Annotated in this window: 23 protein-coding genes; 13 read left to right on the top strand and 10 right to left on the bottom strand. The window is 46.0% G+C overall.

Annotated elements, in window-relative coordinates; all coding sequences use genetic code 11:
• Nucleotides 1–49 precede the first annotated feature (49 nt).
• A complete protein-coding gene (gene acpS / locus J8N69_RS02025; RefSeq protein ID WP_168825796.1) occupies nucleotides 50–436 on the top strand; it encodes a holo-ACP synthase in 387 nt (128 codons plus the stop codon).
• On the opposite strand, the gene J8N69_RS02020 is transcribed toward acpS, so the two are convergent.
• Nucleotides 403–3,213: a response regulator gene (locus J8N69_RS02020; RefSeq protein WP_168825795.1), complete on the bottom strand. Its 2,811-nt coding sequence runs from the start codon at nucleotides 3,211–3,213 to the stop codon at nucleotides 403–405. The genes acpS and J8N69_RS02020 overlap by 34 nt on opposite strands.
• Nucleotides 3,214–3,593: 380 nt before the next feature.
• Here J8N69_RS02020 and cysM point away from each other — a divergent pair, with 380 nt between their 5' ends.
• The 9 genes from cysM to J8N69_RS01975 all read left to right on the top strand — a co-directional run bounded on the left by cysM (nucleotide 3,594) and on the right by J8N69_RS01975 (nucleotide 14,937).
• A complete protein-coding gene (gene cysM, locus J8N69_RS02015; protein WP_168825793.1) occupies nucleotides 3,594–4,487 on the top strand; it encodes a cysteine synthase CysM in 894 nt (297 codons plus the stop codon).
• 103 nt (nucleotides 4,488–4,590) lie between these two features.
• The gene (rlmD, locus tag J8N69_RS02010; protein ID WP_168825791.1) at nucleotides 4,591–5,907 is read left to right on the top strand and encodes a 23S rRNA (uracil(1939)-C(5))-methyltransferase RlmD; all 1,317 of its coding nucleotides are present in this window, start codon (nucleotides 4,591–4,593) and stop codon (nucleotides 5,905–5,907) included.
• A 15-nt stretch (nucleotides 5,908–5,922) separates the two neighbouring features.
• Nucleotides 5,923–8,172: a GTP diphosphokinase gene (relA, locus tag J8N69_RS02005; protein ID WP_168825789.1), complete on the top strand. Its 2,250-nt coding sequence runs from the start codon at nucleotides 5,923–5,925 to the stop codon at nucleotides 8,170–8,172.
• Nucleotides 8,169–8,972 carry a nucleoside triphosphate pyrophosphohydrolase gene (gene mazG, locus J8N69_RS02000; protein ID WP_168825787.1) on the top strand — a complete coding sequence of 268 codons (804 nt, stop codon included), beginning with the start codon at nucleotides 8,169–8,171 and terminating at the stop codon, nucleotides 8,970–8,972. The genes relA and mazG overlap by 4 nt, the downstream gene beginning before the upstream one ends.
• Nucleotides 8,973–9,043: 71 nt before the next feature.
• Complete coding sequence (gene ppc, locus J8N69_RS01995) at nucleotides 9,044–11,674, top strand: phosphoenolpyruvate carboxylase (RefSeq protein WP_168825785.1); 2,631 nt, start codon at nucleotides 9,044–9,046, stop codon at nucleotides 11,672–11,674.
• A 225-nt stretch (nucleotides 11,675–11,899) separates the two neighbouring features.
• Nucleotides 11,900–12,556 (top strand): adenylate kinase, encoded by a 657-nt coding sequence (gene adk / locus J8N69_RS01990; protein WP_168825783.1) that lies wholly within the window; start codon nucleotides 11,900–11,902, stop codon nucleotides 12,554–12,556.
• A 7-nt stretch (nucleotides 12,557–12,563) separates the two neighbouring features.
• Nucleotides 12,564–13,271, top strand: a complete 708-nt coding sequence (gene tsaB / locus J8N69_RS01985; RefSeq protein ID WP_168825781.1) for a tRNA (adenosine(37)-N6)-threonylcarbamoyltransferase complex dimerization subunit type 1 TsaB — start codon at nucleotides 12,564–12,566, stop codon at nucleotides 13,269–13,271.
• A gap of 4 nt (nucleotides 13,272–13,275) precedes the next feature.
• A complete protein-coding gene (locus tag J8N69_RS01980; protein ID WP_168825779.1) occupies nucleotides 13,276–14,076 on the top strand; it encodes an undecaprenyl-diphosphate phosphatase in 801 nt (266 codons plus the stop codon).
• 66 nt (nucleotides 14,077–14,142) lie between these two features.
• A complete protein-coding gene (locus J8N69_RS01975) occupies nucleotides 14,143–14,937 on the top strand; it encodes a class I SAM-dependent methyltransferase (protein WP_168825777.1) in 795 nt (264 codons plus the stop codon).
• A gap of 51 nt (nucleotides 14,938–14,988) precedes the next feature.
• Here the strand turns inward: J8N69_RS01975 and J8N69_RS01970 are convergent, their stop codons facing one another.
• Complete coding sequence (locus J8N69_RS01970; RefSeq protein WP_168825775.1) at nucleotides 14,989–15,201, bottom strand: SlyX family protein; 213 nt, start codon at nucleotides 15,199–15,201, stop codon at nucleotides 14,989–14,991.
• A 428-nt stretch (nucleotides 15,202–15,629) separates the two neighbouring features.
• Between J8N69_RS01970 and J8N69_RS17090 the strand changes: the two genes are divergently transcribed.
• Both J8N69_RS17090 and tpx read left to right on the top strand, forming a co-directional pair.
• Entirely contained in the window at nucleotides 15,630–16,103 is a 474-nt protein-coding gene (locus J8N69_RS17090; RefSeq protein ID WP_211085067.1) for a cold-shock protein, read from the top strand.
• Nucleotides 16,104–16,128: 25 nt separating this feature from the next.
• Nucleotides 16,129–16,626, top strand: coding sequence for a thiol peroxidase (gene tpx, locus J8N69_RS01960; protein WP_168825773.1), 498 nt, complete (start codon nucleotides 16,129–16,131; stop codon nucleotides 16,624–16,626).
• 443 nt (nucleotides 16,627–17,069) lie between these two features.
• Here the strand turns inward: tpx and panD are convergent, their stop codons facing one another.
• The 4 genes from panD to dapE are packed head-to-tail and all read right to left on the bottom strand — an operon-like array spanning nucleotide 17,070 to nucleotide 19,317.
• On the bottom strand, nucleotides 17,070–17,450 hold the full coding sequence (panD, locus tag J8N69_RS01955) for an aspartate 1-decarboxylase (RefSeq protein ID WP_168825771.1): 381 nt from the start codon (nucleotides 17,448–17,450) through the stop codon (nucleotides 17,070–17,072).
• Nucleotides 17,451–17,509: 59 nt separating this feature from the next.
• On the bottom strand, nucleotides 17,510–17,890 hold the full coding sequence (locus tag J8N69_RS01950) for a hypothetical protein (protein ID WP_168825769.1): 381 nt from the start codon (nucleotides 17,888–17,890) through the stop codon (nucleotides 17,510–17,512).
• A gap of 4 nt (nucleotides 17,891–17,894) precedes the next feature.
• Complete coding sequence (locus J8N69_RS01945) at nucleotides 17,895–18,161, bottom strand: hypothetical protein (protein WP_168825766.1); 267 nt, start codon at nucleotides 18,159–18,161, stop codon at nucleotides 17,895–17,897.
• A gap of 10 nt (nucleotides 18,162–18,171) precedes the next feature.
• A complete protein-coding gene (gene dapE / locus J8N69_RS01940) occupies nucleotides 18,172–19,317 on the bottom strand; it encodes a succinyl-diaminopimelate desuccinylase (protein WP_168825764.1) in 1,146 nt (381 codons plus the stop codon).
• A gap of 79 nt (nucleotides 19,318–19,396) precedes the next feature.
• Between dapE and J8N69_RS01935 the strand changes: the two genes are divergently transcribed.
• Entirely contained in the window at nucleotides 19,397–19,603 is a 207-nt protein-coding gene (locus J8N69_RS01935) for a hypothetical protein (RefSeq protein WP_168825762.1), read from the top strand.
• Here the strand turns inward: J8N69_RS01935 and J8N69_RS01930 are convergent.
• The 4 genes from J8N69_RS01930 to glnD all read right to left on the bottom strand — a co-directional run bounded on the left by J8N69_RS01930 (nucleotide 19,600) and on the right by glnD (nucleotide 24,995).
• On the bottom strand, nucleotides 19,600–19,959 hold the full coding sequence (locus J8N69_RS01930; RefSeq protein ID WP_168825760.1) for an ArsC family reductase: 360 nt from the start codon (nucleotides 19,957–19,959) through the stop codon (nucleotides 19,600–19,602). The genes J8N69_RS01935 and J8N69_RS01930 overlap by 4 nt on opposite strands.
• Before the next feature lie 65 nt (nucleotides 19,960–20,024).
• The gene (gene dapD, locus J8N69_RS01925) at nucleotides 20,025–21,062 is read right to left on the bottom strand and encodes a 2,3,4,5-tetrahydropyridine-2,6-dicarboxylate N-succinyltransferase (RefSeq protein ID WP_168825758.1); all 1,038 of its coding nucleotides are present in this window, start codon (nucleotides 21,060–21,062) and stop codon (nucleotides 20,025–20,027) included.
• Between the two features lie 45 nt (nucleotides 21,063–21,107).
• Nucleotides 21,108–22,295: a succinyldiaminopimelate transaminase gene (gene dapC / locus J8N69_RS01920; protein WP_168825756.1), complete on the bottom strand. Its 1,188-nt coding sequence runs from the start codon at nucleotides 22,293–22,295 to the stop codon at nucleotides 21,108–21,110.
• Nucleotides 22,296–22,301: 6 nt separating this feature from the next.
• Nucleotides 22,302–24,995, bottom strand: coding sequence for a [protein-PII] uridylyltransferase (glnD, locus tag J8N69_RS01915; protein WP_168825754.1), 2,694 nt, complete (start codon nucleotides 24,993–24,995; stop codon nucleotides 22,302–22,304).
• Nucleotides 24,996–25,051 lie beyond the last annotated feature (56 nt).

The following is a 25,051-nucleotide window of genomic DNA, read 5'->3' as shown; positions in this document are numbered from 1 at the left end:
GACTGTATTGTGTCGTGATTGTATTGTGTCGTGACTGTATGAGGTGAGTGTGATTATTGGTGTGGGAACAGATTTGGTTGATATTGCGCGCATCGCCCAGTCGATTGAGCGTTTAGGTGAGCGTTTTATTAACCGCATACTCACCGCTGATGAGAAGGTGCGCTGGTCAAAAATCAGCAATCTGGAGAAGGCAAATGCCTATGTTGCCAAACGGTTTGCCGCCAAAGAAGCGGCGGTGAAAGCATTGGGAACAGGCATAGGTTCCGGTGTGAGTTTTCAGCACTTTAGTGTCAGTAATCTACCCACAGGGCAGCCTGTTCTTATCGTAGACGCTTGTATTACGACTCGTTACGACTTTCCTGTGTCGTGGCATTTGAGCTTGAGTGATGAAAAAGCTTATGCTCAGGCTTTCGTTGTGCTTGAATCTAAGGCTTGAGTCCAGGGAATAAGCTGGCGATGACTTAGCAGTTCATCGATGGCGTCTATAAAGTCTTCAGCAACCCCTTCAGCGTCTTCCATTGCCAGCTCTTTAAGGTGGGTTTCTAAAAAACCAGCGTGACGCGCAATATTGATTGTTCCTGTGTATTTGGCGGCACCGTGTATTCTGTGGACCACTTCAATAAGCTTCTTGGTGTCTTGCTGTTCTAGATGATGCTGGATGAGTTTTTTCTCTTCATCTAGCGTGTCGGCGAACATGGTAAAGATGTCTTTCGCGATATCAACTTTGCCATCGACAATGCTCAAGGCTTTTTCTAGGTCGAAAATGCCTTCGAGTCTGCTGTTGATTTGGTCTTGCAGTGTGTGGGTGTTTGAACACCAGGTGTCAATGGTGCTTAATAATATTTCTTCATCGATTGGTTTGGTTAAATAAGCATTCATGCCGCTGGCCAGAATTTGTTGTTGCTCAGACCCCAAGGCGTGTGCGGTTAGCGCAATGATGGGGGTATTTTCATAGCCATCTAGTTTGCGTAATTGTTTTGAGGTTTCCATGCCATCCATTTCAGGCATTTGAATGTCCATAAAGATCAAATCAAATTTTTCTTGCGCCGCTAGGTCAATCGCCTGTTGCCCACTGTAAGCGAGTGTTATTTCCAGCCCTGCTGGTATCAGCCAATGTTTAAGCAGCTGCAGGTTGACTGGAGTATCGTCGACAGCGAGAATCTTTTGGCCTTTTATTCGTTCGCTGGCTAGGGGGCTTGTGTTTACCGCAATGTGGGCTGTGGGGGCGTTGATTTCTTTTAAGGTGCTATCTTTTAAGGTGCTATACAGTCGGTCTCGGCTGATGGGCTTGAGTAATATGCCAGCACAAATATTTTTCAACTCAGTCAGGTGGGCTATTTGGCTGGGTGGCTGAATCATTAAAATGCTCGCAATGCCATACTGCGTCGTGGCGTGGCGAATCAGTTCTTTGGTTTCTAGCCTGTCTTTTTCGTCGGTTGTGACGCTGAGTAAAATAGCGTCTATGGTTGTGTTTTGTTGGTTTATTGTGGCGATTATGTGCTCTAAATCTGAGCAGATTGTACAGCGGACGCCGATGCTTTCTAGGTAACTTATGAGGTAATTTCGGTAGTTGATGCTGGGTTCCATTAATACCACATGACGTTGTAGTGCGTCTTTATTGTGATTTTGTTTTAGGGATGGCTTGAGCGTCAACGTAAAGTGAAAGGTTGAGCCTATGCCTGGGTCGCTACTGACTTCAATTTTTCCATGCATTTGTTCAACCAGTTTTTTGGTGATCACTAGCCCTAATCCGGTGCCGCCGAATTGCCTAGTGGTACTGGTGTCTACTTGGGAAAAAGGTTTGAATAAGCGATTGATTTTGTGCTCTGGAATGCCGATTCCGCTGTCTATTATTTGGAAAGACAGTATGACTTCATTGTTATGGTGGCTGTTGATGGCGACCTTGGTGCGGACCGAACCTTGATGGGTAAATTTAATCGCGTTGCCGATTAGGTTGGTGAGAATCTGACGGACCCGGGTACTGTCACCAATAAACCATTCTGGTAGCTCTGTACTGAATTCTGGAATGAGGTCTATTTTTTTTTCTTTCGTTAGCAGGTTAATGCTTAATGTTTGATAGACTTCATCGATCAGTGTTTTGATATTAAAGTGATGACTTTCAAGGTTTAATTTCCCCGCTTCTATTTTTGAAAAATCTAAAATATCCCCAATAATGGCGAGTAAGCTGTTGGTTGATTGTTCAATCGTATCGACATAGAGGCGCTGTTGTGTGTCGGTGATGTCTTTTTGCAAGGTTTTTGTGTACCCCAAAATAGCATTTAGCGGCGTACGTACCTCATGGCTGATGTTAGCAAGAAACTGTGATTTTAGTCGGTTTGACTCCGTGGCTTCGCGGTTTGCAATGTGCAGCTGAGCGCTTTTCTCTTCTAGGCTGTCCATGCTGCGACGAATATCTTCGGTGGATTGTTCTATGCCTGCAATCAGTTCTTCATTGTGGTGCTCTAGTCTTTCCGTTAGGTCGAGTAGGTCTTTTTGTAATGAGGCGTATTCGGGAGGGAGTTTGATGAGTTTGGTGGTGGAGAATTGCCCTTTGACCAGCTTGCTTAGAGCGCTTGAAAGTCTATTGATCGGGTACGTCAGTGTTTTAGACAAATGAAACGCGCCCAATAGCACCATTATATTGAAGAGGCTAAAGAAAAAGAGCACCGCGCTGGCGTATTGGTATTTTTTTATTTGTACGACCGATTTACTGGCCTCCACTTTAACCCAGCCAATCAGGTTGCGCTGATTGGGTGAGTTAAATAGCCCTGTTTGTGAGTTTAGAATACTGTCTGGTGAACTATTGGCGTAGTAAATAGCACTGGCCGACTCGAGGCGATCGCTAAACTCTTTTATATAAGGGGTGTTGGATAATGGCTCATTGGCAGACGCTGGTGTTTTGCCTAGCTCTGCAATGACTTTTTGTTCCGTATTGATGAGCTGAATATTGCTGATGTTTTCGTTATTGAGCGCATTTTGTAAAATACGGTGCATCATGTTTTGGTCTGAAAAAACAATGGCGTACTCGCTGGCAGTAGCCACTTGCTCGGTGATGTACTGTGTGCGCTCGCGTAAGCTTTGTTCTAGGTCGTTAAAACGTGACGTTAAAAGAAAAAAACTGCTTATCAATGAGACGATGAAAACAGGCACAAAGATGGCTAGAAAAAGCGTGCTGCTTAAGCTTAATGAAGAAAACGAAAAGGTCTGTTTCATTTTCTTGGCGATCTTATCGCGGCGTTAGTAGCATGCGAGGTTGTGGTTGTTTTTTCGATCGTTACATTCTTGCTCATAGTTTTTGCATGCTTGTTGTTGGTCATTGGAGGGCGATTGGAGATAAGCACAAGCTCGCCATGCTTTTCTGAGCGCCGCATTACTCAGTTCGGTTAGTTGGTCTTCGGTTTTGCTACAACCGTTGATCGTTAATAATAAAAGTAGGGTGGAAACCCGTATTATGAGCATATTTTTGTCTAACATGTTAAATCGCAACTAAGTTTATAACGCTTTCTTATTGTACTGTTTGTGGTTTGTGTTCTTAAATAGGCTCAAAGTGTTAAGTTTCATTCCCTAAGTCATCAATGTCAACGAAGTTTTTTATGATCCAATACCCTACTATCGAGTCCTTGATTGGACAAACGCCCTTGGTTCGCTTGCAGCGTATCAATCCCAATTCAAATAACACTGTTTTACTAAAACTAGAGGGCCAAAACCCCGCTGGATCAGTCAAAGATCGCCCTGCTTTGAATATGATACATCAGGCAGAGTTGCGTAAAGCCATCAAACCAGGCGATAGCCTTATTGAAGCGACCAGTGGTAACACAGGCATTGCGCTTGCTATGGTTGCGGCGATTAAAGGTTACAAAATGCATTTAATCATGCCTGATAATATGAGTCAGGAACGTAAGTCAGCAATGACAGCTTATGGCGCCATTTTGCATTTGGTGACAAAAGAAGAAGGTATGGAAAGGGCGCGTGATCTCGCTCAAGAAATGCAAGATCAAGGCGTCGGAATTGTCTTGAATCAGTTTGCTAACCAAGACAATCCCAATGCGCATTATCTGACCACTGGCCCCGAGATTTGGCAACAAACGCAGGGCACGGTGACGCATTTTGTTAGCTCGATGGGGACCACGGGAACCATCATGGGAGTGTCGCATTATTTGAAGGAACAAAATAAAGACATTCAGATTATCGGCCTTCAACCGCAAGATGGTGCGAGTATTCCTGGTATTCGTCGTTGGTCAAAAGCGTATTTGCCGTCCATTTTTGATGAGGCGAGGGTGGATACGATTATGGACGTTTCACAAGAGGCGGCGGAAGTAACGATGCGACGTTTAGCAAAAGAAGAAGGGATTTTCTGTGGTGTTTCCTCTGGCGGATCGGTTGCCATGGCCTTAGCGTTATCTAAACAACTTAATAATGCCGTGATTGTGGCGATTGTGTGTGATCGGGGCGATCGTTATTTATCAACCGGAATTTTTGATGAGTAAGTGATCAATCGCTTATCAAGGTCTGCTTTCACGTGCAGATAAGTGGATAGATGCGATAGAATGCCTATCCATTTATCCTTGATGTCAGGAAGAGAGAGCCCCTTTGAGAAGAAGAGCCCCACGTCGCTCGGTTAACGTCGCTCAGCCAATTGGCCCAGTTCAGACCTTTGCCGTCGACGGTTTAACGCATGAAGCAAAAGGTGTTGCGCGCTTGCAAGGCAAAGTAACCTTTATTGAAGGGGCTTTGCCAGGTGAAACAGTCACGGCGCAGGTGACAAAAACAGGCCGTCGCTTTGACGAAGCGGCCCTGACCGCGATCATTTCCCCTAGTCCATATCGAGTTGAGCCTGCTTGTGAGCATTTTTCGACTTGTGGCGGCTGTAGTTATCAGCATTTAGCCGATGAAAAGCAGCTGTCCTCTAAAGCGGATTGGCTGCGAGGCCAGTTGCGCCATCTCATCAGCACTCAAACGCTTGAATGCTTATCTGACAAGTCTACGGGTTATCGTCGCCGGGCTCGCATCGCTATTGAAGTGAAAAAGGGTCAGGTGATGTTCGGTTTTCGCAGCAAGGCGTCGAGCGACATTGTGTCGATTGATCGTTGCGTGGTGCTAACCAACTCTCTTCAAACAACTTTTCGCTCTTTAAAACAGGCGCTATCCATTAATGATTTGGCTTCCGCGCTGGGTCATGTGGAGTTATTGGAAGATACCAAGGGCGTTTCTGTTTTATTTCGCCTAACGGCTGCTGTCTCTGAAGAGCGGCAACATGAGTGGGAAGAGTGGGCAAAGCAGGAGCAGGTTACCTTGTATTGGCAGGCACCAAAAGCGAGCAAAGCGGACGTTGTAGCCGAAAAAATGCGCTACTATGATCTGGGTCGATTTCGGTTGAGATATCATCCTCAGGATTTCATTCAAGTGAATGACATCATGAATCAAAAAATGCTTGCTCAAGCGATGGACTGGTTGGATCCAACTCAGCAAGATGTGGTGCTGGATCTTTTTTGTGGCGTGGGGAATTTTTCTTTACCACTGGCGCAACAGGCACAATCTGTGATTGGTGTGGAAGTGCAAGAAAGTATGGTGGAAGCGGCAAGAGAGAACGCGCGTATTAATGGTCTTGATAACCTGTCCTTTGTGGCCGCGGATCTCACTAAGCCGATTGAAAATGAACTTTTTCACCACGCTATTACCAAAGTGTTATTGGATCCTCCTCGTGCTGGTGCGTTTGAGTTCTTAGATAGCATAATAAAAATAGCGCCTAGGCAAATATTGTACGTTTCTTGCAATGCTTCTACGTTAGCGAGGGATGCTGAATATTTAGTTGCAAAAGGATATCAGGTTTTGCGTGTTGGTTTGATGGATATGTTCCCACAAACGTCGCATGTAGAAAGCATGATGTTGCTGCAAAAAAAGAAGTAAACAAAAGGCTAGAAGATGGTAACGGTAAGAAAAGATCACCCTGTATTAGAAGATGGCAGTGTCGATATCGATGCTTGGATGGGGCAGTTTTCTCATTTAATCGACGACAGTGCTAGGGTTCCGGTGCGTATGGCTTGCGAGCTGGCGCGACAAGCGGAGTTACAATGTGCTCGTCCCTCGTATTGGGGCGCTCAGGCAAGTACCTTTCGTGCCGGTCTTGAGATGGTGGAGATCTTATCTGGTTTTCGAGCCGATCAGGACTCTTTAGTCGCCGCCGCTTTATATCGCGCGGTGCGAGAAGATCAGCTACCCATTGCCAGAGTGACGGATATGTTTGGTCGTAAAGTCTCTTCTATTGTGGAAGGGGTGATACGAATGGGCGAAGTGTCTAAAAACTTAACGCTTGATACCACAGCAGAAGTACTTGGTAGAAGTGACAGTCAGCTAGAGTCTTTGCGCAAAATGCTGGTGTCCATTATCGATGATGTTCGCGTCGTCTTGATCAAATTGGCAGAACGAGCTTGCGCCATCAAAGAGGCGAAGCATCAGGGAGAAGAGCGCCGTGTCGCCGTTGCGTTAGAAGTACAAAGTGTTTATGCCCCTTTGGCCCACCGTTTGGGGATTGGGCATATCAAATGGGAATTGGAGGACCTTTCTTTCCGCTATCTTTATCCCTCGGATTACAAGCGCATAGCCACTTGGCTTGATGAGAAGCGACTTGATCGCCAGCAGTATATTGAGGATGTCATCACGTTATTAGACAGCCGTTTAAAAGGCATTAATATACACGCCGATCTCATGGGAAGAGCGAAGCATATTTACAGTATTTGGCGCAAAATGAAGCGCAAAAATATTGGCTTTGATGAGGTGTATGATGTTCGAGCGGTGCGCATTTTAGTCAACGAGCCGATGGAATGTTATGGCGTGCTGGGTATCGTACATAATTTATGGCGTCCTATTCCTCAAGAGTTTGATGACTACATCAGCAACCCTAAGTCGAATGGCTATCAATCTTTACACACGGCGGTAATAGGGCCTCAAGGACGTGCGCTTGAAATCCAAATACGCACGCATAAGATGCATGAAGACGCCGAGTTAGGGGTTTGTGCGCATTGGAAGTATAAGGGCACAGATTTAAGCTCTAATAGCTCCAGCTATGAAGAAAAGCTGCAATGGTTAAGAACCATTTTAGACTTTCATGAAGTGCAAGGGGATTTGGAGTCTTTAGCGGAGCAGGTGCGCAGCGACATTGAGCAAGATCGCATATATGTTTTCACGCCCGAGGGGCATGTGGTTGATCTACCCATTAATGCGACGCCGGTGGACTTTGCCTATCGAGTGCACACGGAGATTGGCCATCGTTGTCGTGGCGCCAAGGTAAATGGCAAGATTATTTCCTTGGTCACGCATTTAAAAACCGGCGATAAAATTGAAATTCTCACCACGAAAGAGGGCGGCCCTAGCCGTGATTGGCTGCATCCGACGCTGGGTTATGTGCAAACTAACCGTGCCCGTGCCAAAATTCAAAACTGGTTTCGTAAAGAAGATCGAGAAAAAAACCTCGATGCCGGTAAGCATTTATTAGATAAGCAGCTCAAGCGTCTCGGCATTGAAGATAACCGTATTGACCTGAAAACCATTGCTGCGCGGTTTAATTTTTCGACTGCCGATGAAGTGTATGTGGCGTTGGGAGCGGGTGACATCCAGTTGGCACGAGTGTTACGTGCCATCGATGATTTTTATAGTTTGAATGGCGAAACGACGACGACGCGTCCTATTCGGTTAAAGAAAAGCCGCCACAAGTCGTCCGATGATGACATTCATATTCTGGGTGTTGGGAAGTTATTGACTCAAATGGCGCGGTGTTGCACACCGATTCCTGGCGACGATATTGTGGGGTTTATTACACAAGGCCGTGGGGTTTCTGTACACCGCCAAGATTGTATTAATATTGTTCAATTAGGGTTGGATGAGCCTGAAAGAATCATTGATGTGAGCTGGGGGGAAGAACTTGATAACCAATATCCAGTGAATATTCAAGTCGAAGCCTATGATAGAACGGGCCTGCTGAATGATATTACCGGCTTGCTGGCGAATGAAAAAGTCAATCTTTTGTCGATGAACACCTTATCCACAAAAGAAAGCCACACGGCCAGCATCCGCTTTACTATTGAAGTGGGTGAGTTGAGCATATTGAGTAAGCTGCTGCATCGCATTAATCAATTGCCCAATGTATTAAACGTCTTTAGAGAGAAAGACTTTTGAGTACCACCATAGCGCAATTGCAATACGTGATGGCCTGCCTTAGGGATAGCGAATTTGGCTGTGCTTGGGACAAAAAGCAAGACTATAAAAGTATTGCGCCTTATACGTTAGAAGAAGCCTATGAAGTGCTGGATGCGATTGAGCGTGAGGATTTCGAGCATTTAAAAGAAGAGCTAGGGGATTTACTTTTCCAAGTGATTTTTTATGCGCAAATGGCCGAAGAAGAGCAGCGTTTTTCGTTTGATGATGTGGTTGCTGGCATTGTTGAAAAAATGCTGCGGCGTCATCCTCATGTTTTCCCCGATGGTGACATTGCGCGCTTTGGTGAGCCGACAAGGCTGACTGAACAGCAAATTGCAGAGCAATGGCAGCGCATTAAAGCCCAGGAGAAGGGCGCGTCTAGTGACAGTTTGTTGGACGCTGTGCCAGTATCCATGCCGGCCTTAATGCAGGCGGTGAAAATTCAACAAAAGGTCGCTAAAGTGGGGTTTGACTGGCCTGATGCGGCACCGGTTTTTGCAAAGATCCGAGAAGAACTGGACGAATTGGAAGCGGCGATAAAAGAACAGAACCGTCTTCATGTTGAAGAAGAAATGGGCGATGTGTTGTTTGCCGTGAGCAATTTGGCGCGTCATCTTAATGTTGCGCCCGATGTGGCATTGAATAAGACAAATATTAAATTTCGCCGACGCTTTGGTAGAATAGAAGCGCTTGTGTCGGCACAGAATAAAAAGCTAACAGATTGTTCTTTAGAAGAATTAGACCGCTACTGGGATCAAGCCAAGCGCGAAGGCTTGTAGGTTTCGAATCGGTTAGATGAATAAAAAAAACGTTGTTAAAACAGCGTAATTGGCAATATTAGGAGGGTGAAGTGAGTGATCGTCAGGCGTCATTACGTGAAAATGTTAGGTTGCTGGGAGACTGTCTTGGCGAAAGTATGAGCAATCATTTAGGCGAAGGCTTTCTAGAAAAAGTAGAAAACATTCGCTTACTGTCGAAAGATGGGCGTCAATCCGGGGATTCTGCTGCGCTTATTCAAGCGTTAGAGGCGTTAGAAGATAAAGAGATTGTGCCGGTTGCTCGGGCGTTCAATCAATTTTTGAACTTGTCTAATATTGCCGAGCAATATCATCGTGTTCATCGTCGTCGCACCAATGAAAGTCTGGGTGTGTACCATAATCCGGTTGGCGATTTACTGGCCCGCCTTGCCAAGCAAAACTTTACCGCAGAACAAATGATTGCCTCGTTGCAATCGCAGTCTATTGAACTGGTACTGACCGCGCATCCAACGGAAGTGGTGCGTCGCTCCTTGATCCGAAAATACGATAATATTTCGAGTGAACTAGAAGCGTTAGACAAAGACAATATCCTGCCGCTAGAAGAAACCAAGCACATTCGACGCCTAAAAGAAATCATCACGCAAGCTTGGCATACCGATGAAATACGTGAAGAAAGGCCGACGCCCGTTGATGAGGCTAAGTGGGGCTTTGCGGTGATTGAGCAGTCTTTATGGCAAGCCGTACCGCGTTTTTTCCGCCAGCTGGATGAACAGTTTAGCGAGTTTTCAAAAGACGACCGTTTGCCGTTGGATTTGGCGCCGATTCGTTTTGCGACCTGGATGGGCGGCGACCGCGATGGTAACCCAAATGTTACCCATAAAGTGACAAAAGAAGTGACTTTGCTGGCCCGTTGGATGGCGGCCGATCTGTATATAAAAGACTTAAATATACTGCGTTCTGAGTTTTCGATGACGCAGTGCAACGCGGCATTACGTGAGCGCGTGGGCGACAGTGCGCAGCCTTACCGTGAGGTGTTGCGGTATTTAGAGAACAAGATGCTCGCCACCAAAAACTGGGCCAAAGCCTGTTTGGATGGTAAATCGGCGTCGGATGAGGGGATTTTTCTTGATATTCAAGAGCTCACCGATGATTTGATGTTGTGTTACCAGTCTTTATTGGACTGCGGCATGAAGGTGATCGCCAACGGGTCCTTGTTGGACCTTATTCGTTGTGCGGCCACCTTTGGGGCGACATTGGTGCGATTGGATGTGCGTCAAGACGCTTCTCGTCATATTGATGCCTTGTCTGCTATTACACGGTTTTATGGCTTGGGCGACTATGCCGAGTGGGACGAAGCTTCTCGGCAAGCTTTTTTGCTGACGGAGTTAAATTCTAAACGCCCGCTTTTGCCAATGGAGTGGACGCCGACGGAAGAAGTGACGGAGGTTCTTGATACCTTTAGGATGATTTCAAAAGGCCAACAGAACTCGTTTGGCTCTTATGTTATTTCCATGGCCAGTGCGCCATCGGACGTATTGGCTGTTGCCTTGATGCTAAAAGAGTCTGGGGTGAGCTTTCCTATGCGGATTGTGCCTTTGTTCGAAACGCTTGCCGATTTGGATAATGCTGAGCCTATCATCGAGCAACTGTTTTCGATTCCTTGGTATAAGTCTTATATCAATGGTCAGCAAGAGGTGATGATAGGTTATTCCGATTCTGCCAAAGACGCAGGACAGGTTGCTGCCACGTGGGGACAGTATCGAGCGCAAGAGGCATTAACCCGTCTTTGTAAAAAACACGGTATTCATCTGACGCTGTTTCATGGTCGCGGTGGTACGGTTGGTCGTGGCGGCGGCCCTGCTCATGTGGCGATTCTTTCTCAGCCGCCTGGTTCAGTGAATGGGGCGATTCGTGTCACTGAACAGGGTGAAATGATTCGCTTTAAATTTGGTATTCCTGATATTGCCGTGCGCTCTTTAGAGCTTTACTGCTCTGCGGTGATGGAGGCGTCATTGATTCCAGCTGAGCCACCGAAGGAAGAGTGGCGTGCCATTATGGACGAAATGGCGGAAGTGGGGATGAACCAATATCGTTCTATTGTGCGCGGGCATGAAGACTTTGTGCCGTATTTTAGAGCGACAACGCCGGAACAAGAGTTGGCGAAATTGCCACTAGGCTCCCGGCCAGCGCGTCGACGTTCTGATGGCGGCGTGGAGAGTTTGCGAGCCATTCCTTGGATTTTTGCGTGGATGCAAATTCGTCTTATGTTACCCGCTTGGCTGGGGGCAGAAAGTGCGTTGCAGCAAGGTGTGGAATCTGGCAACTTGGAAAAACTAAGGGAAATGCATAAAAAATGGCCTTTCTTTGGCGCCTATCTTGATATGTTGGACATGGTGTTGGCGAAAGCAGAGCCTGAGATTGCTGAATACTATGAAAAGCGTCTTGTTGCTGAAGAGCTACAAGGTTTGGGGCGTTTGTTACGGGCTAAGCTGAAACAGGTCAGTGAACTGGTGAAAATGCTCAAGAAACAAGAGCGGCTCATTGAAGATAATAAAACCATACGCCAATCGATTGATGTGCGAAATCCTTATATTGACCCATTACACTATCTGCAAGCAGAGCTTTTGTATCGTAGCCGTAAAGACGAAGGCAACGCTGAAGTGAATAAAGCCTTAATGATCACTATGGCGGGGATTGCGAGTGGGATGCAAAATACAGGCTAATTCGCTTATATGGTTAGGAAATGCTCAGTATGAGTAAGAAAATGATAAAAAAAGACGCGTAAATTTGCATAATGAAGGGCTGCTTGGGTATGCTTGGCGACCATTCAATTTTTTAGTATGCAAATGGCTTGCCTGTTCCGCGCGTTGTTAGGTTTATAACCTGATGGCGATGCGCTGTGTCAGGCATGCTTGCAAATCTGTTAACGCTGTCTTTTGGAGATGTTTATGCGAGTAATATTATTAGGTGCGCCAGGCGCTGGTAAAGGCACTCAAGCTCAATTTATCACGGAAGCGTTTGGCATTCCGCAGATCTCAACGGGTGACATGCTGCGTGCCGCGGTAAAAGCAGGAAGCGAAATGGGCTTGAAAGCCAAAGCGGTTATGGATGCCGGTCAGCTTGTTTCTGATGATATTATCATCGGCTTGGTAAAAGAACGTTTGACCGCTGACGATTGCGCCAAGGGTGCGTTGTTTGATGGTTTCCCACGTACCATTCCTCAAGCCGATGCGTTGAAAGACGCGGGTGTGAAGATTGATTATGTTGTTGAGATCGATGTTGCCGATGAAGAAATCGTAAAACGTATGAGTGGTCGTCGCGTTCACGAGGCTTCTGGTCGTACTTATCACCTTGTTTACAATCCACCTAAGGTCGAAGGTAAAGACGATGTGACGGGCGAGGACCTTGTTCAGCGCGCTGATGACACCGAAGAAACAGTGCGTTTGCGTTTAGGTGTTTACCATGAACAAACCGCTCCTCTGATTGGTTACTATCAAGACTGGCTGAAAGCAGACAGCGCAACAGCGCCTAAGTTTGTGAAGGTAAATGGTGTCGGTGATTTGAACGAGATCAAACAAAGCCTATTGGCGTCGTTAAAGGCTTAATCACTCAATGACGGCCATTTTAGCATTAGATACCTCAACCCCGGCTTGTTCGGTTGCGTTGATGATTGATGGCGTTGTGTTGGAAGATTTCCGCATCGCGCCGCGTCTTCATAACGATTTGATTTTACCCATGGTAGATCAAATTCTTAGCCAGGCAGGATTAACACTGTCTGATCTTGATGCCATTGCGTTTGGGCGCGGCCCTGGGTCTTTTACTGGACTTCGCATTAGTGCGGGTGTGGTGCAGGGGTTGGCTTTTGGTGCGGATTTACCTGTCATTCCTGTTTCTACGCTTGCTGCCTTGTCTTTAGAAGGCTTTCAGAAAACCGGTAAGAATGATTGGCTGGCGGCATTGGATGCGCGCATGGGGGAGATTTATTTAGGCGGATATCGTGTCAACAAAACCGATGGGCGCTATGAAATAGATCTGCTGATTGATGAATGTGTGGTTAAGCCTACGGCGTTGCCTGCTTTTTCTGGTCAATTTGATGGTGTAGGTTCTGGTTGGTGTTATGAAGAAGTGCTCAGTTCTCTTTTACCCACGCCTCCAGCCCATGTCTTGACGGACTTAGCCCCTCGTGCCGCTTGTATTGCGGAACTGGCTTTATTGCACTTTCAAAAAGCTGACATGGTGTCAGCTTATGATGCTCTTCCAACCTACCTAAGAGATGAAATCACTTGGGAAAAACAGGCGCCTCGTATAGGGAAACGGTAGTTGTATGTTGTGGTATCAAATTGTTTTCTTGGCAGTTATTCAGGGATTGACCGAGTTTTTGCCCATTTCAAGTTCTGCGCATTTAATATTGCCTTCTCAGCTGCTTAATTGGCCGGATCAAGGGCTAGCATTTGATGTCGCCGTTCATGTCGGAACACTCATTGCCATTGTTGGCTACTTTAGAAAAGACATTGCGCAAATTATTTTTGCTTGGTGTGTGTCTATTAAAGACAAACAATCGACGCCCAATAGTCGTTTAGCGTGGTGGATTTGTCTTGCAACATTACCGGCTTGTGTTTTTGGTTTGTTGTTTGATGATTTTATCAGTACCCATTTGCGTTCTTTGGAAGTGATTGCCTATACCACGATTGGTTTTGGCGTATTACTTTGGTTGTCAGACCGTTACGGTACCTCCCATAAGACGGAGCAAGATCTTGCGCTAAAAAGCGTGCTGTTGATTGGGTTGGCTCAAGCGCTTGCTTTGATCCCGGGTACATCTCGATCCGGTATTACCATGACGGCCGCGAGATTTCTCGGTTTTGGTCGCGAGAGTGCGGCACGCTTTTCTTTTCTTTTGTCTATTCCTCTTATTCTCGCGGCGGGCGGTTTGAAATCGGTTGAGCTGGTATCGTCTAATTTGGCGGTGGATTGGGGGAGTATTTTGATGGGCGTTATTTTATCCGCTATCAGTGCTTACCTGTGTATTTACTTATTTTTAAAGTGGCTTAATACGATTGGTTTCTTTCCTTTTTTTGTTTACCGATTGATCTTGGGCGGTGTGCTTTTGTTAATCGTATACCTTTAGACATTGCTGTGCTTTTTGGTCTAGAGCGAACGGTCGCTTGTCGGCTACTTTGGGGAGAAAACTATTTTGCTGAGCTCGATTGCGGTTGCGACGACAGATAATTCGCTAGAGTCAGAGTCGCGCTTATTGGCTCAGTCGTTAAATCTGCCGTTTATTTCATTGAATGGGCCGATCAAGTTTGTCTCGGGTTACGATTATCTCTTGCTCAAGACCTTCGATGGTGTGGCAATTGCAAAGACGGGAAAAGGAGCGCCTAAGCCAGTTTATGTGGATTTTACCTCGGGTACGGTGGATCACCGAAGACGGTTTGGCGGGGGGAAAGGCCAAGATATTGCAAAAGCAGTGGGGTTGAACAAGGGCTCTAATTTATCCGTTTTAGACGCCACGGCTGGATTGGGACGGGATGCGTTTGTGTTGGCTTGTTTGGGCTGTTCGGTCGCGCTGTGTGAACGTGTGGGGTTTGTGAGGGCGATGTTGCAAGACGGTTTGTATCGCGCGTCTTTGCATCACGAAGTGGCGGATATCGTTGCTAATATGCACTTACTTGATACGGATATCACTCAGATCACTGACGATTCTGTGTTTGATGTTGTGTATTTGGATCCTATGTACCCACATACGGATAAAGCCTCCGCTGCGGCAAAAAAAGAAATGGCTTTTTTTAGGGATTTGGTTGGAAAAGACACGGATGCTGATGCGCTTTTATCTTATGCGATGCAATTGGCGACCTACCGCGTAGTAGTGAAGCGCCCTAAGGGAGCGGTATTTTTAAATGGCACCGAACCCACTTATCAACTAGAAGGCAAATCAGGGCGATTTGATGTGTATGTCCTAAAGTCGCTTGATCATCTTTCCTCTTAGCGTTTGTTTGCTGTTTAATTTTATCTATTTTCAGCATGACTGTTTTAAAGGTTAATAGTGTGGTGGCCTTTCTCCTTCATTGCTGGGTTGTTGTTGGCGGTAGGATTCAAGTTGTTTGCCTAATATAACGAGCTTTTCTTTGATCAATAACATATCTTTTTGTTGATCAATTAGGGTCTGATTTAAGCTGTCAATAGTATCTTCTTGAAATTGCAGTTTGAATTCCAATTCGTCAATGCGTTGATCGATTTGTGAGGTGTTCATGGATACCTTCTGTGTGTTAACCTTAGCAAGCTAAATTCTATTTTATACGCTCTTCTATAAAAATATATGGCGCACGTATCGGTCATTTAAAAGTGTAAGAGTGGCGTGAAAATTGCTCTCAAAAGAAGCTGGATATTCTACTACTATCTTCTTTAGCTTTATATGGTGATTTCAGCAAGAGTTTAGTAAAGAGGTCTTTGTATGCGTGTTGTGTCCCCAATACTTTGTTGAAAATAGAGGCGAATGGTTTTTTATAGTGCATAAACTCCGTTTCTTATCTATTTTTACTGGCTTTGGGTGTGCTTTTGACATCTTTCAAAGGTTTTATAAAATATTTATTTACTCACATTTGTGCTAACACGGGGGCTGTTTTTAGGAATAGGCTCTGCTTTACAACAATATTTAATTTAATAAAGAGATATACAGTTATGAATGATCATCAGGATAATGTTTCACGTAATAAAGGGTCTTCTGTTGGTTCCGGTTTGTTTTCATTGCGCACGTTTATCGTTAGCCTTGTTATTGCTTTGATTGTGCCTTTGCTGATTGCTGGGGTGTTGAAACAAGAGATGGGTGCAAATTTCCTTGTGTATTTTGGTTTTATTCTTGTGTCTGTTTATGTCGGCGCTATGGTCAGTCAAGTCAGCAGCTCTATAGGCTATGATTCAGACTCGGAAGAAGATGAAGACGATGACCGTGAGCAAGGCACAGTGAAGTGGTTTAATTCTTCAAAAGGCTTTGGCTTTTTAACCATGGAGAATGGCGATGACGTATTTGTTCACTATCGTGCTATTCGTGGCCGTGGTCGTCGTTTCTTGGTTGAAGGGCAGTTGGTTCGCTTTTACGTTACAGAAGGCGAAAAAGGCAAGCAAGCTGAAAATGTGTCGATTATTCGCGGTTAAATTTTATTCTATTTAAGAGGTAGTTATGGCAACGGTAACATTAAAAGGTAATCCTTTTGAAACAGCTGGTTCTCTTCCTGCAGTGGGTTCTACTGCGCCAGCCTTTGAATTGGTAAAAACAGATTTGTCTGTCGCTACATTGGCAGATTACCAAGGCGCTAAATTAGTGTTAAATATTTTCCCTTCTGTTGATACGCCAACTTGCGCAACGTCGATTCGTAAATTTAATGAATCTGTTGCTGCATTACAGAATGTCAACGTGCTTTGTGTCTCGGCTGATTTGCCTTTTGCGGCAGCGCGTTTCTGTGGTGCTGAAGGCATTGATAATGTTGATACGGGGTCTAGTTTTCGCTCAACATTTGGCGAGGATTACGGTCTGATTTTTACCACGGGTCCATTGGCTGGTCTTTTGTCTCGTGCTGTGGTTGTTCTAGATGACAAGGGCACTGTAATTTACACAGAGCAAGTGGCTGAAACCGCAGATGAACCGAATTACGATGCGGCATTGGCGTCATTAGCATAGAAAAATAATGTTGAAAAAAAGCCCCTTCTAAGTTGATTAGTGATTAGATGGGGCTTTTTTGTGTCTTTTAATCTCTTAGGGTAAATTCCCCGCCGCTTGCTGCGTAAATAACTAAAATCTAGCTTTGTCATTCCCGCGAAGGAGGGCGTCGCTAAACGAATGTCGTCGATCTTGTCGGTCTGATGAGGGAGATACGACCGTGATCAGGCGTGAGATGTCATTTAGCCTGCAATTAGTTGATTTATGTTGTTTTTTTTAGGTCGTGCTTTAGCGCGTCAAGGTTTTTGGTTTGGTGTTATCGGGCTTTTGACGGCCTAAAGACCTACAGGTGATTACCTTTAACGACAGCCTTGAAGGCGGGAATGACACTGATACCTCGCCCCTTAGGGCGAGGTTGTTCACTAATGAGCTTGTGTTCTCAATAAAGATTGTTTGGATTAACGTTAGTCTTTTTGTACTGGGATGGTGTTGGTTGTGCGTTCTACACTATTGTCTTTGTTTAGATACACCAGTTTGGGTTTAAATTCATTGGCTTCGACTTCGCTCATTTGTCCATAGGCGGCGATGATAACACGGTCACCCACTTGGACTTTTCTGGCGGCTGCGCCATTCATTGATATAGTGCCTGATCCAGACTCCGCTAGAATCACGTAGGTGTGAAAGCGTTCGCCATTGTCGACGTTATAAATATCGATTTGCTCGAATTCTCTAAAGCCAGCGAGTTCTACAAGGTCTTTGTCGATGGCGCAAGAGCCGTCATACCAAAGCTCGGCCTGGGTGACGCTGGCCATATGAAGTTTGCCTTTAAGGAGTGTAATTTGCATGTGTCTATTCTCAATTAAATAATGTGTTTACTGTGCTAGTTGGCTTTTATTGGGATGGTTTAATCCCAGATAAATGGGCCTTCTCCATGGCTGTTAATCCGCCACCACTGGTCTGGATCTTGGTTGCCTTCTTCTTCCCAGCCTTGAAAGTTACAACGTACCTCACAGTGTAGGGCTTCGAAAACCTGCCGTGCACAAGCGATATCGTCTTCCCATGGGGTTTTATTTGAGTCGAACCAAATCGACGTAAAACGTTTCCCTGCTGCTTGTTCTAAGATGGTGACTTCAATCGTGTTGCCATCATCCGCTGCAAGGGTCACTTTTGAGCAAAGCGTTGACGGCGTACTTTTTGTGACAAGAGTAAAGGTATTTTCAAGCCAGGTGATGATGTTTTCTGTCGGGCAGGATAATACATATATTTCGATGTCTGTTTGCTGCATCGCTCTAATCCTTCTTTTTGATCATGTGATAAATCCTGAGGATGCTCATGGAGAGATAGCCCACGAGCATCCATAATAGTCCACATCCGGCTAAAATCAGCCCAAATAAGGCGATGATTTCCTGAGTCAGGGAGGTGGTTAAGACTTGATTTGCCACCATCAACATAAGCACGCCAAAAGCGAAAAGAAGACCGCCTTGAATCATTTTGATAAGAGCAAGCTTGGGGTTGTTGCCCAGTTTCATGGCCAGTTTATGTAGGGTGTTTCTCATCTTAATGAGCCTAGACTTTGCCGGTAAATAGATTTTTTAGAATGCGTGTGTAAATCACCGAAAGATGATTAAGGCTTTCGGCATCAACACATTCGTTAATCTGATGAATGGTGGCATTGATGGGGCCAAGCTCAACGACTTGAGTGCCCATTTTAGCAATGAATCGACCGTCAGAAGTACCACCTGAGGTGGATAATTCCGGCGTGATATTAACGGTTGTTTGCACGGCGTCAACAATGGCGTCGACCAATTCACCGGGTCGGGTTAAAAAAGGTAAGCCATTGTAAGTCCACTCAATATCATAGCGTAAATGGTGTTTATCTAAGATTTCAAGTACGCGTACTTTAAGCGCGTCAAAGTCTAATTCTGAGGAAAAACGGAAATTAAATTGAGCGTTTAGCTTGCCCGGCACCACGTTGGTTGCGCCTGTTCCTGCCTGTATATTGGAAATTTGAAAGCTGGTTGGTGGGAAAAAGTCATTGCCATTATCCCAATGGGCATTGGCCATCTCGGTCAGCGCAGGTGCGGCTAAGTGGATGGGGTTTTCCGCCAAATGTGGGTAAGCTACGTGGCCCTGTTTGCCATGTACGGTTAAGTCACCACTGAATGAGCCGCGACGGCCATTTTTGATGATGTCACCCAGTGTTTTGGTGCTGGAGGGTTCGCCGACAATGCACCAGTCTATTTTTTCGTTGCGTGCCATGAGCGCATCGACAACACGTGTTGTCCCGTCGACAAATGGGCCTTCTTCATCACTGGTGATAAGGAAAGAAATCTGGCCTTGATGATCTGGGTGTTCTGCTACGAATGCTTCTACCGCCGTTACCATGGCGGCTAGGCTGCCTTTCATGTCTGCCGCGCCACGCCCATAGAGTATGCCATCGATAATAGCGGGGGCAAACGGAGGGACTTTCCATTCGTTTTCAGGGCCCGTTGGGACAACGTCGGTGTGTCCCGCGAAGCAAAGGTTGGGCCCAGATGAGCCGCGCTTTGCATAGAAATTTTTCACTTCGCCAAAGGGCATATACTCAATTTCAAAACCGGCGTTTTTTAATCGCTCTATCATGAGGTCTTGGCAACCGGCGTCTGCTGGTGTTACAGACGGGCGAGATATGAGGTCTAGGGCAAGTTTTAGTGTAGGAGACAAGTTAGACATTCTTTACCTTTGTGTTGGTTTTCGCTACCTTATACGAGATTCTGTTACAGCGACAGGTCTTCTGATGTAAGGTGAGGTTATGAAGTTAGGTATTGTGCTTATTTTAAGTGCGCTTTCTGCTGGTTGTGGATTGCTTGGAGCCCCTCCAGTTATTCAGGAATCGTATTTTGTTCCTGTTATTCGTTCAGATAGTTCATCTTCTGGTTATATTCCTAGCGTGACGCCTATGTCGGCACCGAGAACACAAAAAGAGCGCCCTCGTATTTATACGCCAGTATTACGCTAAAGTAACTTCTGCGCGTATTCTTCTGCATTGAAGCCTAAATAAAGAACGTCTTCGGCCATTGACTGTTTAATTATGAGTAAAGGGCGCTTAATAATAGAGGGCTGAGAAATCATAATATCAATGGCGTTGTCGTTGTTCATTGTGCGCTTTGTTTCTTCCTCCAATTTACGCCATGTGGTGCCGCGTTTATTGATGACGTTTTCCCAGCCGAGTTTTTCTACCCATGTTTTTGCCGTGGCTTCGTCTAGGCCTGCTTTTTTGTAGTCATGAAAAGCGTACTCAAGGTTGTTGTCGTCAAACCAACGAAAAGCCTTTTTCATCGTGTCGCAGTTTTTGATGCCAAATAGTGTAATCATGATGTATTCCAGTTTGCGCCATTTCGATAGTCTTCGAAATGGCGCTTTTGGTTGATGGCGCTTTATTAGTTGTGAGTGTGCAGCGCTTCGTTCAATTCAATGGCGGTTTTATTGGTTTTGCATTCAATCGCGCCAGTAGCAGAGTTGCGGCGGAACAGTAGATCTGACTGACCAGAAAGTTCACGGGCTTTGACAGTCGAAACCACTTGGTTATTCTCATCAAGCACGGCGACTTTCGCGCCAGCAGTAATGTACAAACCTGATTCCACGATACAGCGATCGCCAAGGCCAATACCAATGCCTGCATTGGCGCCGATTAGGCATTTTTCGCCCACTGCAATGACAATGTTGCCGCCGCCAGACAGTGTGCCCATTGTGGAGCAGCCACCCCCAAGGTCAGAACCGTTACCTACCACGACACCAGCAGAAATACGACCTTCAACCATGCTGTTGCCAAGCGTGCCAGCGTTGAAGTTGACAAAACCTTCGTGCATAACCGTGGTGCCTTCCGCTAGATGAGCGCCTAGGCGCACACGTGCAGCATCACCCACACGGATGCCCGTTGGGACGGTAAAGTTAAGCATTTTAGGGAATTTGTCTACGCTGAACACTTCTATTGTGCGGCCTTCCATGCGCGCGCTTAATTGGCGATCGGCTAATTCTCGTACATCAATAGGGCCTTCACTTGTCCAGGCGGTGTTGATCAGCAGGCCAAACATGCCGTCTAGTACTGTGTTGTGTGGCAGTACTAGGCGATGAGAGATAAGTTGCAGCTTTAGATAAACTTCTGCAGGGTTGCTGGGGGCGTCATCTGTTGCTAGCACACATAAAATAACGGGTTTTGTGGAGGCTTTTAGGCGAGAAGCCAGCTCAGCTTGTTCTATGTTGCCCGCTTTTAAAAGATTCATGTGCAGGCGATTCAGGTCGCCTTCGTCCAATACTAGTGTGCTGTTGCCGCCTTCGTAGTTGGTGCTTTCTAGGAGCGCATCGAGTGTGTTTTTTTCTGTGTTAAGGCTTGGGGCAGAGTAAAAAACTTCTAGCCAGTTGCCTTCTTTGTTTTGTGTGCCGATACCAAGACCGAATGCGAAAATTGTATTGCTCATGTGTGTTCTCCAACAAAATGATGTATCTAAAAAAGTAGTAACGGGTTAGCGGTGACTGAGGAAGTCTTTTATTCGTTTGGCTGCCTCAACGCATTCAGATTCTTCTGCCACCAGGGCCATGCGAACATGCTGGCTGCCCGGGTTAATGCCATTGATCTCTCGACCTAAGTAGCTGCCGGGTAAGACCAAAACCGATTCTTCTTGGTACAGTGCGGTACAAAAATCTTCGTCTGTCATGGTGAGCTTAGGCCAAAGATAAAAACCGGCTTCTGGTTTCGAGACCGACATCACCGCAGAGAGTATGTCTAAAACTGCATCAAATTTGCGTGTATAAATTGCACGGTTCTTAATTACGTGTTCTTCATCATTCCAAGCAACGATAGACGCGTCTTGATGATGAATTGGCATGGCGCAGCCTTGGTAGGTGCGGTACAGCAAAAATGGTTTTAAGAGTGTTGCGTCGCCCGCGACGAAGCCTGAGCGAAGGCCTGGCATGTTTGAACGTTTCGATAATGACTGGAAAATAAGGCAATGTTTATAATCTTTGTGGCCTAAAATTTGGCACGCTTCGAGTAAGCCCAGCGGAGCTTGTTCGCCAAAATAAATCTCGGAATAGCATTCGTCCGCGACGATAGTGAAGTTGAAGGTTTTGGCCTTTTCGATCAGGAAGGCGTATTCCTCTAGTGTTGTAATGCTGCCGCTTGGGTTATTAGGAGAGCAAACAAACAGCACTTCGCAGCGTTGCCAGATATCATCACTCAGGTGTTGATAATTCACCTTGTAGTGGGTTTCTGCGCCGCAAGGTAAGAAGTGCAATTCGGCGCCAGCAAGAATCCCCGCGCCTTCGTAAATTTGATAAAACGGGTTGGGGCTGACAATAAGTGCGTTTTGTTTTTCGCCGACCAATGTTTGGGTGATAGCAAAGAGGGCTTCTCGAGTGCCTGTAACGGGCAACACTTCTGTGTCAGGGTCGAGTTGTTCTAAATGAAATCGGCGTTTTGCCCATTGGCTAATGGCCTCTCTCAGAGGTAATTCACCTTTGGTACTTGGATATTTGCTGATGCCATTTAGGCTTTTGGCAAGCGTCTCAAGCACAATCGCTGGCGCGTCGTGTTGTGGTTCGCCAATGGTTAATTTGATCAGCGGTTTTTCTGGGTTAGGTGTTATGCCTTCAATCAGCTCGGCAAGCTTTTGGAAGGGATATGGGTGCAAAGAATGTATATTTGGATTCATTGGTGGTTAGTCCATTGCTTGAGAAAAACGGTCTATTTTCTCTTTTAAAAGGGTACAAATCTTGTTCATGCTTTCTTCATCGGTAATAAGGTCGCCATTTTCTTCGGTAATGTAAAAGGTGTCTTCTACCCGCTCACCGAGGGTGGCGATTTTGGCCTTATGCAGCATGATGTTGTGGTTCATAAAAAACTGTCCAATGAGCGCCAGTAAACCGGGTCTATCGGGGGCGGTGATTTCCAGTGCTGACCACACTTCTTCTGGTTGGCTGACGAAATGCGCCGTTGCTGGCGAGTTAAATATTTTTAATATCCGGGGGGTATGACGTTGCACAACGCTCTCGTAAAGAGAAGGGGTTTCCAGCTGCTCCATTAAGGTTTTACGGATGAGGGTAATGCGCTCTTTGTCTAGGTGTAAATTGGTGTCGCTGTCATTGCTGTCCATCACCACAAAGCTGTCTAAGCTGTAACTCTCTGTGGTGTGGCTTATTTTTGCGTCCAATATAGTGAGACCTAATTGTTCGAATGTGGCGGCGGTTACCGCGAACAGATGTTTGCTTATCAAGGTGTAAATGAATATTTTACTGGCCCCAGAGAAGTTGCGCCCGCCAAGTGGTGTGATGGCTATGAGCGGTTTATCACTGGGGCGGTGACGTAGAATGGCTTCTGTATTCCAAGCAATTTCATCACCGTTTGAACGAATGAAATATTCTTCTTCTATGGTTTCCCAGATGGCTTCGGCGTCGGCGATGTCGACGTTACGTTCGATGATGATTTCCAGCGCGCGTTGTTTGTGTTCATCGCTGATCATGTCGGCGTTGATGGGGAAGTCTAGGCCACGGCGCAGTGCTCGTTTGGTTTCTAAGTAAAGTTGGCGCATGAGTGAGGCGCGCCAGCTATTCCACATCGTTGGGTTGGTGGCGTTTATGTCGGCGACGGTCAGAATGAACAAATAATCTAAGTGCTCTTGATCTTTAACATAGCTGGCAAACTCCCAAATGACTTCTGGGTCAGATATGTCTTTGCGTTGTGCCGTCACGGACATAAAAAGATGGTTTCTGACCAGCCAAACGACCAATTCGGTGTCGCGTTTTGACAGTCCGTGGCGTTCACAAAATGCTTGTGCGTCAACACAGCCTAGTTCTGAGTGATCTCCGCCTCGGCCTTTGGCGATATCGTGATATAAGCCTGCGATGTAGAGTAATTCGACTTTGGGTACATGGCGAATCGCTTGGGCTGAAATGGGGAATTTTTGTTTGAATTCTGGCAGCCAGAGGCGACGTAGATTTTCGACCAGTTGGAGTGTGTGTGCATCAACCGTATAAATATGAAACAGATCGTGTTGCATTTGGCCAATAATAGCGCCGAATTCAGGTAAATAGCGACCCAGTAAGCCTAGGTGTTTCATTGACCTTAAAATGCTGGTCAGTCGATATCGGCTGGCAATAATATCAAGGAAGAGATCGGTGTTCTTTTTGTCATTTCGAAAATGGTCGTCAACTAGATCTAGGTTATCTCGGAGCTGGCGCATGGTGTTGGCTCGAATGCCTTTGATGTTTTCATGGCTACCCAGTAAGACATACATTTCTAACATGCTGGAAGGTGTGTGTTGGAATAGTGTCGCCGAGCGAGCTTCTAGTTGGCCGTTGGCTATTTGAAAATTATCGTTAAGAATATCAATGGTATTGATGGCGTCTTTGGTGAGGAACGATTCTTCAAAGTGCTGCAGAAGTAAGTCATTTAGCTGCTGTATTGCCGCCACACTTTGGTAGTAGCCTTGCATAAAGCGCTCTACGTTTCGCTTGAGGTCGTTATCGTCAAAGCCAAATAATTTGGCCAGCGTTCGCTGGTGGTCGAAGAGTAGTCTGTCTTCTCTGCGCCCCGCAACGACATGCAGTGCCCAACGAATGCGCCACAGATGGCTGACGGCGCCTTTTAATTGTATGTACTCGTCTTCGGAGAGGAATTCTTTTTCTATTAGGGCGCTTAATCGATGAGTGTGAAGGTGGCGTTTTGCGACCCAATCTATGACCTGCATGTCTCGAAGCCCGCCGGGGCACTCTTTTAAGTTGGGCTCTAGGTTGTAAGCCGTATTCTGGTATTTTGCGTGGCGTTGTTTTTGCTCCGCCAATTTGGCCTGATAAAAGGTGTGGCCATCCCACATTTGCGAAATATCAACGTGTAGTTTTAAAGTAGCGAGTAGGTCGGGGGAGCCGATTAGGGTGCGAGATTCAATGAGGTTGGTGATGATGGTGATGTCATTTTCCGCCATCTCGGTGCATTCATCTATCGTGCGGACACTGTGTCCAACATCTAGATTGATGTCCCAAAGGAAAGTGATAAAGGCTTCAATTTTTTGTTTTGGTGCTAGGGTTTCGTTGTCGATTAAAATAAGCAGATCTAGGTCGGATTTTGGGTGCAGTTCTCCGCGGCCATATCCTCCAACCGCCACAAGGCTTAAGTGGCTCTCGCTGTCGAGCGCTTTGGCTTTCCATGCGGCTTGCATCACGTCGTCATAAAAGGATGAAAGACCTTTAACCAGTTTCTCTATTGGGTAGAGGGAGTGAAACAGGTCATTATAAAGGTGTGTTTTTTCTTCGATAATGGCTTTGTAGCGCGAAACAGAGCAATTCGCTTGAGCAAGCTCGTGTTTCTCTTCTGTTGTTAGCAGTGGCGGAGCGTCTGGAAAAGCAGGGAAGTCCATACAAGAGCCTCGAAGAATAATCGTATTGAATCAATTAAGTTGTTGTTTACGTAAGC

The organism is Marinomonas profundi (assembly GCF_020694005.1).
GTDB classification, from domain to species: Bacteria; Pseudomonadota; Gammaproteobacteria; order Pseudomonadales; family Marinomonadaceae; genus Marinomonas; species Marinomonas profundi.
Note: the sequence above shows the minus strand (reverse complement) of the source record. Positions and strands in the feature narration are given on the sequence as shown.

Excerpts from the sequence above, each read along its gene's own strand:
- relA (WP_168825789.1), top strand. The coding sequence starts at position 5,923 with ATGGTAACGGTAAGAAAAGATCACCCTGTATTAGAAGATGGCAGTGTC.
- J8N69_RS01935 (WP_168825762.1), top strand. The coding sequence starts at position 19,397 with ATGAAGTTAGGTATTGTGCTTATTTTAAGTGCGCTTTCTGCTGGTTGT.
- cysM (WP_168825793.1), top strand. The coding sequence starts at position 3,594 with ATGATCCAATACCCTACTATCGAGTCCTTGATTGGACAAACGCCCTTG.
- J8N69_RS17090 (WP_211085067.1), top strand. The coding sequence starts at position 15,630 with ATGAATGATCATCAGGATAATGTTTCACGTAATAAAGGGTCTTCTGTT.
- dapD (WP_168825758.1), bottom strand. The coding sequence starts at position 21,062 with ATGAGCAATACAATTTTCGCATTCGGTCTTGGTATCGGCACACAAAAC.
- J8N69_RS02020 (WP_168825795.1), bottom strand. The coding sequence starts at position 3,213 with ATGAAACAGACCTTTTCGTTTTCTTCATTAAGCTTAAGCAGCACGCTT.
- J8N69_RS01945 (WP_168825766.1), bottom strand. The coding sequence starts at position 18,161 with ATGAGAAACACCCTACATAAACTGGCCATGAAACTGGGCAACAACCCC.
- glnD (WP_168825754.1), bottom strand. The coding sequence starts at position 24,995 with ATGGACTTCCCTGCTTTTCCAGACGCTCCGCCACTGCTAACAACAGAA.
- adk (WP_168825783.1), top strand. The coding sequence starts at position 11,900 with ATGCGAGTAATATTATTAGGTGCGCCAGGCGCTGGTAAAGGCACTCAA.
- dapE (WP_168825764.1), bottom strand. The coding sequence starts at position 19,317 with ATGTCTAACTTGTCTCCTACACTAAAACTTGCCCTAGACCTCATATCT.
- J8N69_RS01970 (WP_168825775.1), bottom strand. The coding sequence starts at position 15,201 with ATGAACACCTCACAAATCGATCAACGCATTGACGAATTGGAATTCAAA.
- panD (WP_168825771.1), bottom strand. The coding sequence starts at position 17,450 with ATGCAAATTACACTCCTTAAAGGCAAACTTCATATGGCCAGCGTCACC.
- J8N69_RS01930 (WP_168825760.1), bottom strand. The coding sequence starts at position 19,959 with ATGATTACACTATTTGGCATCAAAAACTGCGACACGATGAAAAAGGCT.
- J8N69_RS01980 (WP_168825779.1), top strand. The coding sequence starts at position 13,276 with ATGTTGTGGTATCAAATTGTTTTCTTGGCAGTTATTCAGGGATTGACC.
- tsaB (WP_168825781.1), top strand. The coding sequence starts at position 12,564 with ATGACGGCCATTTTAGCATTAGATACCTCAACCCCGGCTTGTTCGGTT.
- dapC (WP_168825756.1), bottom strand. The coding sequence starts at position 22,295 with ATGAATCCAAATATACATTCTTTGCACCCATATCCCTTCCAAAAGCTT.
- tpx (WP_168825773.1), top strand. The coding sequence starts at position 16,129 with ATGGCAACGGTAACATTAAAAGGTAATCCTTTTGAAACAGCTGGTTCT.
- J8N69_RS01950 (WP_168825769.1), bottom strand. The coding sequence starts at position 17,890 with ATGCAGCAAACAGACATCGAAATATATGTATTATCCTGCCCGACAGAA.